Source organism: Streptomyces sp. HPF1205 (assembly GCF_020400825.1).
Lineage (GTDB): Bacteria > Actinomycetota > Actinomycetes > Streptomycetales > Streptomycetaceae > Actinacidiphila.
Map to the genome: position 1 here is coordinate 23321 of NZ_JAINVH010000005.1, position 15170 is coordinate 38490.

The following is a 15170-nucleotide window of genomic DNA, read 5'->3' on the forward strand; positions in this document are numbered from 1 at the left end:
CCGGGCCGTCCCCCGGCGGGGGGCCGGGGACAGCCGAACTAGACTCGGCGTCCCCCTGTTGTCGAAAGGTGCGACCATGACCACATCGGAGCCCACCCCCGAAGGCGTACCCGCGGACGCCATGCGGCGCCTTGCCGAGCTGCGGCCCGGCCAGAAGGGCGGCATCTTCACCAGCGACCTGTCGGTGAACGAGTTCCTGCTGGTGAAGGAGGCGGGCTTCCGGCCGCTCGGCCTGGTACTCGGCAGCTCCATCTACCACGTCGGCATGCAGCTCGGACGCTGGGGCAGGAACCAGGAGCTGACGATGCTCAGCCAGGCGATGTACCACGCGCGCGAGCTGGCGATGAGCCGTATGGAGGCGGAGGCCGCGGCGCTGGGCGCCGACGGCATCGTGGGTGTGCGGCTGACGGTGGAGGCCCGCGAGTTCGGCACGGACATCGCGGAGTTCATCGCGGTCGGCACCGCGGTCAAGGCGGACGCTCCGGCCCCGGGCGCCAACAGCAGCTGGCGCAACGTGAAGGGCCGGCCGTTCACCTCCGACCTGAACGGCCAGGACTTCTGGACACTCATACGGGCCGGCTACGCCCCGCTGGGCATGACCATGGGCACCTGCGTCTACCACATCGCCCACCAGAAGATGGGCGCCGTCTTCTCCAACCTCGGCAGGAACGTGGAGATCGAGCCGTTCACCCAGGCGCTGTACGACGCCCGGGAGCTGGCCATGGAGCGGATGCAGAAGGAGGCGGAGGCGCTGCGGGCCGAGGGCGTCGTCGGCGTGCGGCTCGACTCGCACAACCACCGCTGGGGCGCCCACACCACCGAGTTCCTCGCGATCGGCACCGCCGTGCGGCCGCTGCGCGACGACCACGTCATCGAACGCCCGGGAATGGTGCTCAGCCTGGACCGGTGACCGGCCGGTTCACGGCCCCGGCGCCCCGTATCCCCACCGCGACGAAAGGCCCCGAGATGCCCTCGCACGACCCCCAGCCGTACGAGCGGGGCGGCGCGCCCCATGACGTCGAGTCGCTGGCCGCGGCGCTGCGCCGCGACGCGGCGGACCTGGAGGTGTACGCGCGGGTGCTGACCGGCGCCCTCGCCGACGCCCTGCCCGCCGGGGCGGTCACCGTGGACCGCAGGCGCGGCGTGGCCGACCGCCTGGCCGGCCGCCCGGGCACGGTCGAGCGGCTGGACGTCTCCCTCGGCGAGCACCGGCTGGTGCTCACGGTGAGGAACGGACGCCCCTCGGCCGAGATCCGCACGCAGGTGCGCGGCGTGGTGCTCTCCCGCCGCCCGGTGGAACTCGACGAGTGGCTGCGCGAACTGGCCGCGGCGCTCGCCGCCCGCGCCGAGTCCGACGCGCGGGCCAAGGCGGCCCTGGAGCGCCTGCTCCTCGGTGAGTGACACGCACCGGGGGACCGCGGGCACCCCGGTCGGCCCGGCACCGTCAGCCGGGCCGCGGCCCGGCCCCCGCCCACCGGCCCGGCGAACGCCGGCCTCCCGAGGCGGCTCTCTCGGGACGGCGGAACCCGAGGAGCAGGCGGAAGCGGACGCGCAAGCGGCGCCCGCGCGGGGCGGCGCGCCAACGGTACGGGGCCGGGGACTCCTCGTGCAGGCGCTGGAGCGCGCGCTCGTAGCGGTCGGTGAGCGGACGGGTCACGGCAGTGCCTCCTGGTGCCGGGAAGCGGACGGGAACGAGTCTGTACAGTGATTGGCCCGGACGGCAGGGCCAATGACGGGAGAGTGGTATGGCGGACGCGGGGTCGTACCGGGGTGTGGACAGGCTGGGCGCCGGGCAGTTGGCCGGGCTGCTGCCGGATCCGGCCGGGATGCGGCCGGCGTACCGGCACCTCGCGCAGGCGATCGGGGAGCTGATCCTGGACGGCCGGATAGCGCTGCACGTACGGCTGCCCGCCGAGCGTGAACTCGCCGCCGCGCTGCGCGTCAGCCGGGCCACCGTGACGGCGGTGTACGACCTGCTGCGCGAGAGCGGATACGCGCTCAGCAGGCAGGGCTCGGGAACCTGGACGGCGCTGCCCGAGGGACGCGCCCTCAGGGGAGTCGCGCGGTACATGCGCGCAGCCGATACCGCGATCGACCTCACCAAGGCGGCCCCCGCCATGCCCGAGGACATGCTGCGCGACGCCCTCGCGGCCGCGGCCCCGCTGCTGGCCGAGCACACGCGCACCGCCGGCTACCACCCCTACGGCCTGCCGGAGTTGCGGGCCGCCGTGGCGGAACGCTTCACCCGGCGGGGCCTGGCCACCGTACCCGAGCAGATCCTCGTGACCTCCGGCGCCCAGCACGCCCTGTCGCTCGTGCTGGGACTGCTGGGCCGGCCCGGTGACCGGATCCTGGTGGAGAACCCCTCGTACCCCACCGCGCTGGACGCGATGCGCCGCGCCCGGCTGGCCACCGTCCCCGTGCCCGTGACCGATTCCGGCTGGGACGCGGCGATCACCGAGTCCACGCTGCGGCAGGCCGTGCCGCGGCTGGCGTACCTGATACCCGACTTCCACAACCCCACCGGCCATGTGATGCCCGAGCAGGAGCGGGGCCGCGTCCTGCGGGCGGCGCGCGCGTCGGGCACCTGGCTGGTCGTCGACGAGTCCCTGGCGGAGATCGCGCTCGACGTGCCGCCGCCCCGGCCGTTCACCGCCCATGCCGCGCCCGGCGCGACCGGGCAGGTGATCACCATCGGCTCGATGAGCAAGACGCACTGGGGCGGGCTGCGCGTCGGCTGGCTGCGGGCACCCTCCAAGCTGGTCACGGAACTGGCCGCGCAGCGGGTCGCCTCCGACATGGGCGGCGCCGTGCTCGACCAGCTCGTGGCCCTCGCCCTGCTGGCCCGCGACAGCCTGCCGGCCCGCCTGGAGACGCTGCGCGCCCAGCGCGCCGCGCTGGTCGACGCCCTCGCCGAACACCTCCCGCACTGGACCTTCCGCCTCCCGCCCGGCGGCCTGTCCCTGTGGGCCGACATCGGTGAGCCCGTCGCCTCGCCGCTGGCCGAACGCGCCCTCGACTACGGCGTACGCATCGAAGCGGGCTCGTGGTTCGCCACCGACCCCGGCGTCTTCGAGCAGCGGCTGCGCATCCCCTTCACCCTCCCGCCCGCCGCCCTGCGCGAGGCGGCCGCCCGCCTGGCCGCCGCCCTCGCCTCCCCGGACCTCACGTCCGCGTCGGCCGCCTCCCGCCCCCGCTGGGTCGCCTGACGGGCGCCGCCGCCCCGCGCGCAGTCCGGACACGTGGGCGAAGACGGCCGCCGCTCGGCAGCCGGGCCACCGGGACGCGCGGCCGTCCGGTGCGACGTGCCCGCCCACCCGTGCAACCCCGGGCGGACCTCAGGCCGTATGGACGGGTGTGGGCCGGCGTCGTCACAGGCGGCCCATCCGTATCGATCGGCATCACCAGAACGACTGGAGTCCCTTCGTGTCCTCTCGTCCCTTCGGCGCCATGCGCCGGTCCGTCGTCGCCGCCTCCGTGCTCGCCGCCGCGGCCTCGGCGGTGTTCGCGGCAGGCCCGGCCGGCGCCGCGCAGAAGACCGCGACGCCCGCCCTGTCCGCGTCATCCGCCGCGACCGCGCCACCCGCGCCGGACTACGCGGGGCTGCGTCAGGCGCTGCAGCAGGTCGTGTCGGCCGGCGCGCCCGGGGCCTTCGCGCAGGTCAGCGACCGAGGCGGGCTTGGCGGCACGGTGAGCACCGGGACGGGCGACCTGGCCACGCAGGCGCCGGTCGACCCGAACGGGCAGTTCCGGATCGGCAGCATCACCAAGAACTTCACCGCCGTCCTCGTCCTGCAGCTCGTCGCCCGGCACCAGGTGGACCTGGACGCGCCCGCCGCCTCCTACCTGCCCGGCGGCGTCCTGCCGGCCGACTCGCCGGTCACCGTGCGGCAACTGCTCGACCACACCAGCGGCTTGTACGACTACACCAACGACCTGCCCGGCATCCTCGTCGGCGACACGGTCACCGGCTACCAGCAGTTCCGGTACGCCACGTACGATCCGGCGGACCTGGTCGCGGACGCTCTCACGCACGGCTCGCAGTTCACCCCGGGCAGCCGGTACCAGTACTCGAACACGAACTTCGTGGTGCTGGGCCTGCTCGTCGAGCACGTCACGGGGGAGCCGTACGCGACCGACCTCGCCGAGCGGATCCTGGGCCCCGCGGGCATGCTCCACACCCGCTACATCGTCCCCCGCACCGACATCGGCGGCCCGCACGCCGTCGGCTACCTCACCGAGGACGACCGCACCAAGCCGCTGTTCGACGCGACCGAGCAGACCGCTTCATGGATCGGGACCGCGGGCGCCGCCATTTCCGGCACCGCCGACCTCAACAGGTACTGGCGGGCACTGACGTCCGGGGCGCTGCTGCCGGCGGCGCAGCTCGCCGAGATGGAGACGATGCGGCCGGTGGACACCACCGGCACGTCCTTCTACGGCCTGGGCATGCGCCAGTACACGCTGTCCTGCGGCATCCAGGTGTACGGCCACGACGGCATCGTCCAGGGCTACCAGACGTACTCGTACACCACGAAGGACGGCTCGCGGCAGGTGACGGTCTCGGCCGACGCCTCCAACAACCAGCAGGTCTTCGCCGCCGAGCGGACCGCCCTCGACCCGGTGTTCTGCGGCGCGCCGTCGTCTGCGTCGGCCGCCCGCCTGTCGTCCACGGCCTCGGCCCACGTGGCGAAGGAGGAGACCACGGGCGCCGCCCCCCTCCGCCGCTGACCGCGCACCCGACGGCCGCCCGCCCCGGACCGCTCCGGCCGTCCCCGACCGCCCGGGGACGGTCCGGCGGGGCGGGCGTGTCGGGTGACGGTACGCGCGCTCGCGCCCCGGATGCGGTTTCATCGTCCTCATCGTCTGGAAAAGCGGCGATTCGCGCGGAGGTGAGGGCTTGGTGGAGGGCCGTGACCCGACGGCCGGCCGGTTCGGCGTGCCGTTCCAGCGGATGCTGTTCGGCGGCGTCTACGGGACGGTGCTGGCCAGTTCCCTCGCCTCGGCCCTCGAACACGACAGCCCGCACCCCAACCCCGGCTACGACGCCCTGTGGATCCTCGTCGCCACGCTGGCGGCGGCCGCGGCCCACGGCTACGCGCACGCGGTCGCGCACTGGACCGCCGAGGGGAAGCGGGCCACGGCCGAGACGGTCCGCCAGGTGCTGGTCGAGTGGCCCCTGGTGGTCGCCGTGCTGCCCACCCTGGCCGGACTGGCCGGCGCCTGGGCCGGCTGGTGGAGCGAGGCGGGCGCGATCAGCGTGGTGCTGCTCCTCAACACGGTGGCGCTCTTCGGATGGGGCCTGTGGGCGGCCCGTACGGCCGGCCAGAGCTGGCCGGCCGCCTGCCGGGTCGGCGGGGTCGACGTCCTGCTGGGCCTGTTCATCGTGTCGGCGAACGCGCTGAGCCACTGAGCGGCTCATACGGTCAGGCGGCGGATGGTGGTGAAGCCACCGGCCAGCAACAGCGCGACCACGACGGCGAGGACGCCGGTCAGGCCGGTGGCGGTGAGGCCGGTGAGCAGACGGCCGATGCCCGCCCAGCCGTGCGCCCACGTGGTGACGACGGCGGCCAGGGCCAGTGTGCCGAGCTGCGCCGCGCCGAAGACCGCGGCGCCGGGCACGCCGGCGCGGCGGAAGACCAGGCCGTACCACATCCCGTAGACGAACAGGAGGACGAACGCGGTCGTCGCGGTGAGCCACGACAGGTACCAGGGGCCGTCGAGGAGGTAGGGGACGCGGAAGTAGGCCATGCGGATGCCCCATCCGCCGGTGGCGCGTTCGAGGGCCTGACCCACCGCTACGGTCAGCCCGAAGCACGCGGCCAGCGCGAGCGCCACCGAGGAGACGCCGAGGAAGTAGGTGCGCCGGCTCACGCCGAGGCAGAGGGCGAACGGCAGTGCGCGCGCCACGGACTGCACGCCCGCCGCGAACACCACGAGGAAGACCGCGGCCAGCCCGCCGACCCAGCGGTGGCCGGTGTGGCCGGCGGGGGTCAGGCGCAGGACGACCACGTCCAGGGCGAAGCCGAAGGCGGCCCACGCCCAGGGCAGTACGAGGTACGTGAAGCGGTCCAGGAGCAGGTAGCGGGCCACGGTGAGGACCGGGGTGGGGCGCATCAGGACGCTCTCGCTGTCGTGAGGACGGACGGGTCGTGGTGCTCCGCCGCGTGGACGGCGAGTTGCTGGAGGGTGACGGCCTCCAGGCGCAGGCGCAGGTGGCCGGCGAGTTCGCGGTCGCGCGCGTCGAGCCGGCCGACCATCACCGCCGTCGCCAGCGGGCCCAACGTGCGGCGGCTCAGCGTCGTGCGGCCGGCCACGAACCGCTCGACGCCCTCGGCCGGGCCGCTGACGGCCGTGGCGGTGCCGCGCAGGTCGTCGGCGGGCGCGTCGAGGACGAGCCGGCCGCGGTCGAGGACCAGGACGCGGTCGAGCAGCTCGGCGGCCTCGTCGATCAGGTGGGTGGAGAGCACGACACACCGCGGGTGGGCGGTGTAGTCGGCGAGCAACTGGTCGTAGAAGCGCGTGCGGGCCACGGCGTCCAGGCCGGCGTACGGCTCGTCGAACAAGGTGAGTTCGGCTCGGGCGGCCAGCCCGACGACGATGCCGAGCGCGGTCCGCATGCCGCGCGACAGCTTCTTGACCGGCCGGGCCGGCGGGAGCTCGTAGGCGTCCAGAAGCGTGCCGGCCAGGTCGGCGTCCCAGTTCGGGTACAGCATCGAGGCCGCCGCGACCGCGTGCCGGACTCGCAGGTCGGGGTACGTCTGGTCCTCGCGTACGAGGATCATCCGGCGCAGCACCGCGTCGTTCTCCAGCGGCCCGGCGCCGAACACGTGCACCCGGCCCGAGGTGGCGAACTCCTGGCCGGCCAGGATGCGCAGCAGTGTGGTCTTGCCGGCGCCGTTGCGGCCCAGCAGACCCGTGATGCACGGCGTGCCGATCTCGAAGGTGACATCGGTCAGCGCCTGGTGGTCGCGGTAGCGGCGGCCGAGCCCGGCCGCGGAGACGGCCGGCGTCACGCGCCCCCTCCCGCCGTCACCTCGGCCGAGGCCAGCTCCTCGCGCACCAGCCCGAGCAGTTCGTCGGGCCCGATCCCGAGGCGTGCGGCCTCGACCACCAGCGGCCGTACGTAACGGTCGGTGAAACGGCGCCGCCGGGCACCCACCAGCCGCTCCCGCGCGCCCTTGGCGACGAACATGCCGACGCCGCGCCGCTTCTCCACCAGGCCCTCCTCCGAGAGCACGGTCAGGCTGCGCGCCGCCGTGGCCGGGTTGACCCGGTAGAAGGCCGCGAGTTCGTTGCTGGACGCGACGCGTTCGCCCTCGCCCACCGTGCCGTCGGCGATCTGGTTCGCCAGTTCGGCGGCGATCCGGGCGAAGATCGGCCCGCCGTCGTCGAGGAGTGTCATCCTGCCTCCATTGCTCTACTGGTTCACCACCTTACTAATGAACCCATGAGCGAGCAAGGGGGTACGGGAGCGTGGCGGCGACGCCGGATCAGGCCGCCTGCCGCTGCCGGGGGCGCAGCTCGGGGCGTCCGAACAGCAGGGCGTAGCCCTCGGGCAGTTGGTCGAGGATGCGGTCCAGCAGGTCCGGTCCGGTGAGCTGGGCGATGACGGAGAAGACCGTCCCCGTGTTCCACCGGGCCACCGCCGGCGTGGTGCCGGACCGCCGCGCGAGGTCCTTGACGAAGCCCCAGCCGGTGAGCCGCTCGGCGGCGGGCACCTGTCCGGTGAACTCCAGTGCGGCCTCCAGCGGCAGCAGGGCGGCCAGGGCGACGCGTTCGTCGCCGGTGAGCTGGCGGCCGAGCGCGGCCAGGACCTGGAGGGTGATCTCCCGGGCCCGCTCCCGGGTGGGGTAGGCGCCTTCGTAGCGGACCCTCTCCAGGAGGACGTCGGAGGTCATGGCGACGTCCGTGCGGTCCGGGTGGCGCTGGTCGATCATGAGGAAGCTGTGCCTTTCGTGTCGACGTGGACCCGCCGGCCGCCGCCCGCGCCCGGGTGCGGCGGGACGGCGGCCGGCGGACGGAGCGGCCGGCGCGGGAAAGGTGCCGGTGGAGGGAGTGAACGAGGTGGCGGGGTGGCGGGGCGGCCCGGCGCGGTGCCGGTGAACCGGGCGGACGGGCGCGGAGCCGGTCAGCCGCTGATCTGCCTGCGCTGCGCCGATCCGCCGATGGCGATCTTGCGCGGCTTGGCGCGCTCGGCGATCGGGATGCGCAGTGTCAGCACCCCTGCCTCGTAGTCGGCCTCGATGTGCTCGGTGTCGAGGGTGTCGGCGAGCACCAACTGCCGGGAGAAGACTCCCAGGGGGCGCTCGGACAGCTCCATCTGGATCTTGTCGTCCTTGGCCGTCGGACGGCGCTCGGCCTTGACGGTCAGCATGTTCCGCTCGACGTCGATGTCGATGGCGTCGGTGCTCACACCCGGGATGTCCAGCGCGATCACGTAGACATCGCCGTCGCGGTACGCGTCCATCGGCATCGTGGACGGCCGCGACCAGGTGCCGGTCGTGCCCAGGACCTGCTGGGTGAGCCGGTCGAGCTCGCGGAAGGGGTCGGTGCGCATCAACATCGTGGAACACCTCCTGTGGAACGGGCAGTAACTGCTGCCAATGCGCTGCACCTGTCTTCCGTTGTAGCATGTCGTCCGATCGATGACAAACAGGATGTCGTCGGTACGACGACGAAAGGAGGGCTTCCGTGACATCGGCCGACGAGCAGCCCCCGCGCCCGAGCCCCGCGTCCGTCCTCGCCGCACAGGCGGCCCTGCGCGCCATCGACGACGCGGTGCGCGCCGCCCGCGCCGACGCGTCCTCCGCCCCGGCCCCCCCTTCCGGCCCCGTACCGCCCGGCACGCCCTCCGACGCCGTCCCCTCCGGTCCCGAGCAGGCGCTGGCCGTGCTGCTCCTGCTCCGCGAGGTGCGCCACCAGCTCGCCGGATGGGAGCCGGGGCTGATCGAGGCGGCCCGCGCGGCCGGTGCGAGCTGGGCCGACCTGGCCGCGCCCTTGGGTGTGGCCAGCCGCCAGGCCGCCGAGCGCCGCTACCTCAGACTCCGGCCCGGCGCCGCCGACAGCACCGGCGAGGAGCGGGTCAAGGCCACCCGCGACCGCCGCGCCGCCGACCGCGCGGTCACCGCGTGGGCCCGGGACAACGCGGGCGAGTTGCGCCGGCTGGCCGGCCAGGTCACCGCCCTGAGCGACGCCGACCTCCCGGACGCCGCCCGGCCGCCCCTGCGCCGGCTCACCCACGCCCTCGCGGACAACGACGCGGCGCTGCTGCTCGCCCCGCTCACCGACACCGAGCCGCACCTGCGCGGCGACCACCCCGAACTCGCCGCGCGCATCAGCCGCGTCGCCCACCACGCCGACCGGCTCCGCCACACCAGCGACACCGCCCGCCGCGCGTAGCCCCGCTCGCCCCCGCGGTCGGCGCAAGGTGTCCTGGCATTCCGCGCACCTGCGGCGGGAGGGCGGAGCGCGGCACGAGCCGACCGCCCGTCGCTGGTCGAGCACGTCCGCAACACCGCTGGACAGACAGTTCGGGGTGCCCGCCATGGTGGCGGGCACCCCGAATGCCGTTGCGGGCCGGCCGGGTCGTCAGATCGAGCCGGACCGCGGGTCACTCATCCGCACGTGGTGCCGTTCAGGGTGAAGGCGGTGGGGCTGGCGTCGGAGGAGGTGTAGGTGCCCTGGAAGCCGAAGGAGGTGCTGGCTCCGGGGGCGATGGTGGCGTTGTAGTCCATGTTCTTGGCGGTGACGGCCTTGCCGGACTGGGTGACGGTGGCGTTCCAGCCGTTGGTGACGTTCTGGTCGCCGGGGAAGGAGAAGCCGACGTTCCAGCCGTTGACGGTGGTGGTGCCGGTGTTGCTGACGGTGACGTCGGCGGTGAAGCCGCCGGGCCATTCACTGGTCTTGGTGTAGGCCACGTGGCAGGTGCCGTTCCCGGTACCACCGGTGCTGCCGCCGGTGGTGGTCCCACCCGTGGTGGTTCCGCCCGTGGTGGTTCCGCCGGTGGTGGTTCCGCCGGTCGTCGTGCCGCCGGTGCTGCTGCCGCCGGTGACGGTCCAGGTGAACGCGGCGGTGCCGGAGGCGCCTGTGGAGTCGGTGGCGGTCACGGTCACCGCGTAGGTTCCGGCGGTGGTGGGAGTGCCGGTGATCTGGCCCGAGGAGCTGATCGACAGGCCGGCGGGCAGTCCGGAGGCCGTGTAGGTCAGGGTCTGCCCGGCGGCCGAGTCGCTCGCCTGCACCTGCACACCGCTGATCGCGGTACCCACCGTGCCCGACTGCGCACCCGGGTTCGTCACCGTGACGGTGTTGCCCGTCGACGTGCTCGACCCGTACCCGGCCGCGGTGATATTGGCCTGGACGGCGTTGTCGGTGGCGTCGGAGGGGTAGCCGGCGACGATGGCGCCTTCATAGAAGGTGCCCTGGGACAGGTTGGTGTTGCCGTTGCAGCAGTCGCCGCCGCTGCCCAGGATGATGGCGCCCTGCTTCTTCATGGGGCTGTAGCCGGGCGGCAGGGAGCCGTCCCACAGGGTGGTCAGGCTGCCGGACTGCGCGTTGGCGCCCTTGAGGGCGAACCTGGACGTCCCGTTGTTCTTCTCCATCGCCGTCACGTACTTGTTGCTGAAGGCGCGCTGGTTGGAGTTCCAGGACTGGCTGCCGCCGGAGTACAGGCCGTATTCGAGGTCGGCCTGCACCCAGGGGCCGGAGCCGGAGCAGCCGCCGAACCAGCAGCTCGTGCCGAAGTAGATGGCGTCCATGGCGCCCGCGCCGTCGGCCCTGCGGTCGGTCTCGCTGTTGCCGTAGTCGAAGCAGCAGCCACTGTTGACGTGCGTGCCGCTGGTGACCATGTACACGCCCTGGGGAGCGCTGCCGGTGGGGACACCGGTGGTGTGGCCGTCGCGCCAGTAGCTGTTACCGGGCTTGATGTACAGCGAGTACGCCTTGCTGCCGCCGACCATCAAGGACTCGGTCGTCGCGGTGGCGGCTGTGTCGGACCCGCCGATGCCGCCGGGGCCCTGGTACTTCATGTCGTTGCCGTGGCCGGACTGGTCGTACACCGTCGTGATCACGCACGTGGTGTTCGCGCAGAAGGAGTCCTGCGCGGCCGCGTTGGCCCGGCCGCCCGCCGACAGCACGCCGATGTCCTTGGTCGTGCTGTCGGAGGAGCGCCGCACCTGGTACAGGTTGCCGCTGTACGAGGCGTAGAGCGCGCGCACCGTGCTGTGCGCCGCCACGCACGGCGTACCGCCCGCGGCATAGATGTCGCACGGCTGCTGGGCCGCGGCCTGCGACGACGCGGCCGTGCCGGTCAGGACACCGACGGCCAGCGCGAACACCGCGCCCGCCGCCAGAAGTGTGCGCCGTGCACGGCGCCACAACACCGGGAACGTCGCCGGGGTTCTTCTCTTGGTGAGTGTCATCGGATCTGTCGGTCCTCTTGGTGTCGGAGAGCGGTGAACGGCGTCGGTGCCCGCCGGCCGCGACGGCCGGCGGGCACCCTTACGACGACGTTCGGGGGGTCGGGGTCAGGAGCAGGAAGCGCCGTTCAGCGTGAAGGCGGTCGGTGACGAGTCGTTGGAGCCCCAGGTGCCCTGGAAGCCGAACGAGGTGTTGCCGCCCGCCGGTATGGCGGCGTTGTAGTCGAGGTTGACGGCCGTGACCGCCGTCCCCGACTGCGTCACCGTCGCGTTCCACGCGCTGGTGACCTTCTGGTCGCCGGGGAAGGAGAACGCCAGCTTCCAGCCGTTGATCGCGCTGGTGCCCGTGTTCGTGATCGTCAGGTTCGCCGTGAACCCGCCGCTCCACTCGTTCTTCTCGTACGCCACGTGGCAGGTGCCCCCGCCCGTGGAGCCGCCGCCGATGGTCCACGTGAACGACGCCGCCCCCGACGCCCCGGTCGAGTCGGTCGCCGTCACCGCCACGTCGTACGTGCCGGCGGTCGTGGGCGTGCCGGTGATCAGCCCGGCGGAGCTGATCGACAGTCCGGCTGGCAGGCCGGAGGCCGTGTAGGTCAGCGTCTGTCCGGAGGCCGAGTCGGTGGCGTGGACCTGCAGTCCCGTGATCGCGGTTCCCACGGTGCCGGACTGACTGCCCGGATCGGTGACCGTCACCGTGTTGCCGCTGCCGTCGCCGCTGACGGTCCAGGTGAAGGAGGCCGCTCCGGACGCGCCGGTGGAGTCGGTCGCCGTAACGGTGACGGTGAACGTGCCCGCGGCGGTCGGGGTGCCGGTGATCAGTCCCGCGGAGCTGATCGACAGTCCGGCCGGCAGGCCCGTGGCGGCGTAGGTCAGCGTCTGTCCGGAGGCCGAGTCGGTGGCGTGGACCTGCACACCGGAGATCGCGGTTCCGGCGGTGGCGGTCTGGTTGCCGGGGCTGGTGACGGCCACCGTGTTGCCCAGGCTCGGCGGGGCGTTGCCGTCCAGGCCGATCGAGACGCTGCCCAGGTGCTTGGCGCTGGTCGCCTGGGAGCCGGTGACCTGCGCGAAGGACAGTGAGGTGGTGGGGTTGGCGACCTGCTCGACGAGGTAGGTGCCGCCGGCCGTGACGGGGACGCTCAGCGTCGAGGCGGTCGTCGGGGAGACCACCACGGCGCCGGTGGAGCCGTCGACGACCTCGGCTTGCTGGCCGGACCAGGGGTTGCGCACGTTCATGGTGCCGGTCGTGCCCGCCTCGATCGCGGCGGTGGTCAGGGTGCCGCTCTGGACCTGCACGTCGACCTTCGACCCGCCCTGGATGTACTGGGTTCCCGCGCCGTCCCAGCCCGACGGCCAGGCCGGGGCGAACCGCAAGGTGCCGTCGTAGTCGGTCGCGAAGGCCTCGTCGAGGGTGGCGGCCACGTTGGAGACGTGCTCGATGTACGGCTCGTCCTTGGTTCCCGGGTTCCACGCGGCGAGTCCGGAGGGGTAGACCTGGTACGACTTCGTGCCCGCGGCCAGGTCGTTCGCCACCTCGGAGGACAGGCCCAGGCGGGCGGCCTGGATCGAGTCGTACGTCCAGTCGGGGTTGTTGACGTACTGGCGGTGGGTGTAGGTCCGCTGCGCCAGGGCGGTCAGGTTGTCGCCGTTCACGACCGTGTTGTCACCGATCTGGTTGAAGGGCCAGACCGGTTCCAGGCCCAGGTTCTCCACGTTGTGCGTGGCGGCGGTGGGCTGGTACGAGTTGCCGATCACGTCGGTGCCGGAGGAGTCCGCGGACGGGCCGAGCAGCTGGGAGTGGGTGTTCTGGTCGGTGCGCGCGTACGGCTCGATGTGGGTCAGCGCGGTGCGCAGCTGCGAGACGAGCGAGGTGTCGGTGCCCAGCAGGGTGGCGGCGTTGACGGTCGCGGTGAACAGCGCCTGGTCGGCGGCGATGTCGGTGGTCGGGTCCTGCACCGCCCACTGGGTCTCGTGCGCGTTGGCCACCGCGTGCAGGTAGCCGTCGGAGCCGACCGACTGCCAGGCCAGCAGGAAGGTCGCGGTCTGCTGGAGTACCGGGTAGTACTTCTGCAGGAAGGCGCGGTCACCGGTGTCCTGGTACTGCTGCCAGATCCACAGCGCGATCTCGGCCCCGCTGGTGATCGTCTCGGCGTTGAAGTTGGGGCTGGAGGCCGTGGCGCACGAGGCGTCGGAGGTGATGCCGCCGCCCCAGTAGTAGCCGTTGCCGTTGAACCGCATCGTCTCCGGCACGCAGGCGCCCGGCTTGCCGTTCATGTTCGCGCTGGTCCACGACTCGATCGCCGGCAGGTCGTTGAGATACATGTCGAAGATCGGGACGTTCTGCGCGAACGCGCCGGAGTCCAGGTTGGCCTGGATCTGGCCGCGCAGGTTCCACAGCCAGTACCCGGCCGGGTACCAGGCCTGGTGGTCCTGATTGAAGTTGTACAGGTCCGCCAGACCGGCCTGGCTGCCCGGGTACTGGCCGGAGTGCATGATCCCGGCCTCGAAGTACAGGTACAGCGTATGCAGGTTCTCCATGTACTGGGCGGTGCCGTCCGAGGAGCTCGCCTCGATCAGGCCGGTGTGCGCCCAGTAGGTGTTCCACCAGGAGGACTGCGTGGCCAGCAGCGAGGCCCGGCTCGCCGTGGTGTCGGAGCCGATCAGGGTGGAGGCGGTGGTGTTCGCGTTGCCGCCGGTCCACGAGGGCGAGGCGACGATCACCCGGTACGAGCCGTCGCTGTTGGGGTTGAACGCCACCTGCACCTGGGTGGAGTTGACCACGGAGGCCGACACGTTCGACCCACCCGCGGTGATCCCGGCCATCGCCCCGAAGGTCTGGTTCGAATGACCGGTCTGCGAGTTGTCCGACCACGACTGCGCCAGGCTCGCGACCGCGCCCGAGGCCGAGGCCGTGGGGGTACGGCCGCTCCACAGGCCGACCGTGGCGGTCTGCCGGGTGCCCGGGTTCGCCCCGGTCACGTCGACGATCAGCTCGTCCTTGCCGGCCGGCACCCAGGCCCGCAGGGTCATCCCGCCGCCCTGCTCGACCAGCACCCCGTTGTACAGGTCCAGGATCCCGGAGAAGTTCGACGCCGAGGTCATCGCCGACAGGCCGGGGATGTTGAGCTGCCCCGGCGAGAGCCGGTTGGGCATCGTGTCACTGCGGTTGAGCTGCGCGGTGAAGCCGTTCGCGGCCCAGGCGGACACGCCCAGCGCCCCGTTGCCCAGCGGCAGGAACTGGGTGGCCGACGAGTTCGGCTTCCCCAGGACGACGTCGGAGCGCGAGACCACGCCGGCCGTGTTCACGGCGAACGCGCCGTTCCGCCAGGCCGTCGTCCCTGTCGCGGCCGACGCGGGCGGGGCCAGACTTCCGACTGCGGTGAACCCCGCGACCGTCGCGACGGCGACCGCCGCGACCGCGAGTCTCAAACGATGAAAAGCGGACATGTGTGTCCCTCCAGGTTTCCCGCGAATTCCGACCTTTTCCCCGACACCGCGCTCCACAGGTGATGTGAGCGCTCACAGGGGTGCTTGTGAATGCGTGGGTCCCGGAATCGAGCGGTGCGCTCGCGGCGACGGGTGCCCAGGTGACGCCGGCCGCGCGCCATGTGCGCGCGGCCGGCGATGACGGCTTGAGCGGGCGGGCGGCCGGCGAGGACGGTTTGGGCGGGCAGGCGGCGAGCCACGCTTCCGTGGTCTCCGGGGTCAGCGCGGGGCCCGTTTCCGTACGGCCCCACGCCGCTCGCCGCCGTGCTC

The 15170-nt window shown here is 72.8% G+C and carries 13 protein-coding genes and 1 pseudogene; 6 read left to right on the forward strand and 8 right to left on the reverse strand.

Annotation, left to right across the window (positions count from 1 at the left end; all coding sequences use genetic code 11):
- Positions 1-76: 76 nt before the first annotated feature.
- The 5 genes from K7G61_RS07560 to K7G61_RS07580 all read left to right on the forward strand — a co-directional run bounded on the left by K7G61_RS07560 (position 77) and on the right by K7G61_RS07580 (position 5413).
- Positions 77-910, forward strand: coding sequence for a heavy metal-binding domain-containing protein (locus K7G61_RS07560; RefSeq protein WP_225845905.1), 834 nt, complete (start codon positions 77-79; stop codon positions 908-910).
- Complete coding sequence (locus K7G61_RS07565; RefSeq protein WP_225845906.1) at positions 907-1401, forward strand: hypothetical protein; 495 nt, start codon at positions 907-909, stop codon at positions 1399-1401. Before K7G61_RS07560 ends, K7G61_RS07565 begins: the two co-directional genes overlap by 4 nt.
- A 344-nt stretch (positions 1402-1745) precedes the next feature.
- Complete coding sequence (locus tag K7G61_RS07570; protein WP_225845907.1) at positions 1746-3209, forward strand: PLP-dependent aminotransferase family protein; 1464 nt, start codon at positions 1746-1748, stop codon at positions 3207-3209.
- A 217-nt stretch (positions 3210-3426) separates the two neighbouring features.
- Positions 3427-4731 carry a serine hydrolase gene (locus K7G61_RS07575; RefSeq protein ID WP_225845908.1) on the forward strand — a complete coding sequence of 435 codons (1305 nt, stop codon included), beginning with the start codon at positions 3427-3429 and terminating at the stop codon, positions 4729-4731.
- 172 nt (positions 4732-4903) lie between these two features.
- Complete coding sequence (locus K7G61_RS07580; protein ID WP_225846096.1) at positions 4904-5413, forward strand: hypothetical protein; 510 nt, start codon at positions 4904-4906, stop codon at positions 5411-5413.
- Positions 5414-5418: 5 nt separating this feature from the next.
- On the opposite strand, the gene K7G61_RS07585 is transcribed toward K7G61_RS07580, so the two are convergent.
- The 5 genes from K7G61_RS07585 to K7G61_RS07605 all read right to left on the reverse strand — a co-directional run bounded on the left by K7G61_RS07585 (position 5419) and on the right by K7G61_RS07605 (position 8566).
- A complete protein-coding gene (locus K7G61_RS07585) occupies positions 5419-6117 on the reverse strand; it encodes a hypothetical protein (RefSeq protein WP_225845909.1) in 699 nt (232 codons plus the stop codon).
- On the reverse strand, positions 6117-7016 hold the full coding sequence (locus K7G61_RS07590; protein WP_225845910.1) for an ABC transporter ATP-binding protein: 900 nt from the start codon (positions 7014-7016) through the stop codon (positions 6117-6119). The genes K7G61_RS07585 and K7G61_RS07590 overlap by 1 nt, the downstream gene beginning before the upstream one ends.
- The gene (locus K7G61_RS07595) at positions 7013-7405 is read right to left on the reverse strand and encodes a GntR family transcriptional regulator (protein WP_225845911.1); all 393 of its coding nucleotides are present in this window, start codon (positions 7403-7405) and stop codon (positions 7013-7015) included. The genes K7G61_RS07590 and K7G61_RS07595 overlap by 4 nt, the downstream gene beginning before the upstream one ends.
- A gap of 88 nt (positions 7406-7493) precedes the next feature.
- The gene (locus K7G61_RS07600) at positions 7494-7940 is read right to left on the reverse strand and encodes a DUF2267 domain-containing protein (RefSeq protein ID WP_225845912.1); all 447 of its coding nucleotides are present in this window, start codon (positions 7938-7940) and stop codon (positions 7494-7496) included.
- A gap of 191 nt (positions 7941-8131) precedes the next feature.
- Positions 8132-8566, reverse strand: a complete 435-nt coding sequence (locus tag K7G61_RS07605) for an Hsp20/alpha crystallin family protein (protein WP_225845913.1) — start codon at positions 8564-8566, stop codon at positions 8132-8134.
- Positions 8567-8694: 128 nt separating this feature from the next.
- Here K7G61_RS07605 and K7G61_RS07610 point away from each other — a divergent pair, with 128 nt between their 5' ends.
- Positions 8695-9402: a type III effector protein gene (locus K7G61_RS07610; RefSeq protein WP_225845914.1), complete on the forward strand. Its 708-nt coding sequence runs from the start codon at positions 8695-8697 to the stop codon at positions 9400-9402.
- A 215-nt stretch (positions 9403-9617) separates the two neighbouring features.
- Here the strand turns inward: K7G61_RS07610 and K7G61_RS37255 are convergent, their stop codons facing one another.
- The 3 genes and pseudogenes from K7G61_RS37255 to K7G61_RS36340 form a co-directional block, all read right to left on the reverse strand.
- The gene (locus tag K7G61_RS37255; RefSeq protein WP_374204089.1) at positions 9618-10298 is read right to left on the reverse strand and encodes a cellulose binding domain-containing protein; all 681 of its coding nucleotides are present in this window, start codon (positions 10296-10298) and stop codon (positions 9618-9620) included.
- 30 nt (positions 10299-10328) lie between these two features.
- Positions 10329-11270, reverse strand: a pseudogene (locus K7G61_RS37260) (arabinofuranosidase catalytic domain-containing protein); the annotation flags it as partial.
- Between the two features lie 255 nt (positions 11271-11525).
- Positions 11526-14861, reverse strand: a complete 3336-nt coding sequence (locus K7G61_RS36340; RefSeq protein WP_263984057.1) for a putative Ig domain-containing protein — start codon at positions 14859-14861, stop codon at positions 11526-11528.
- Positions 14862-15170 lie beyond the last annotated feature (309 nt).

Excerpts from the sequence above, each read along its gene's own strand:
- K7G61_RS07560 (WP_225845905.1), top strand. The coding sequence starts at position 77 with ATGACCACATCGGAGCCCACCCCCGAAGGCGTACCCGCGGACGCCATG.
- K7G61_RS07570 (WP_225845907.1), top strand. The coding sequence starts at position 1,746 with ATGGCGGACGCGGGGTCGTACCGGGGTGTGGACAGGCTGGGCGCCGGG.
- K7G61_RS07585 (WP_225845909.1), bottom strand. The coding sequence starts at position 6,117 with ATGCGCCCCACCCCGGTCCTCACCGTGGCCCGCTACCTGCTCCTGGAC.
- K7G61_RS07595 (WP_225845911.1), bottom strand. The coding sequence starts at position 7,405 with ATGACACTCCTCGACGACGGCGGGCCGATCTTCGCCCGGATCGCCGCC.
- K7G61_RS07600 (WP_225845912.1), bottom strand. The coding sequence starts at position 7,940 with ATGATCGACCAGCGCCACCCGGACCGCACGGACGTCGCCATGACCTCC.
- K7G61_RS07605 (WP_225845913.1), bottom strand. The coding sequence starts at position 8,566 with ATGTTGATGCGCACCGACCCCTTCCGCGAGCTCGACCGGCTCACCCAG.
- K7G61_RS36340 (WP_263984057.1), bottom strand. The coding sequence starts at position 14,861 with ATGTCCGCTTTTCATCGTTTGAGACTCGCGGTCGCGGCGGTCGCCGTC.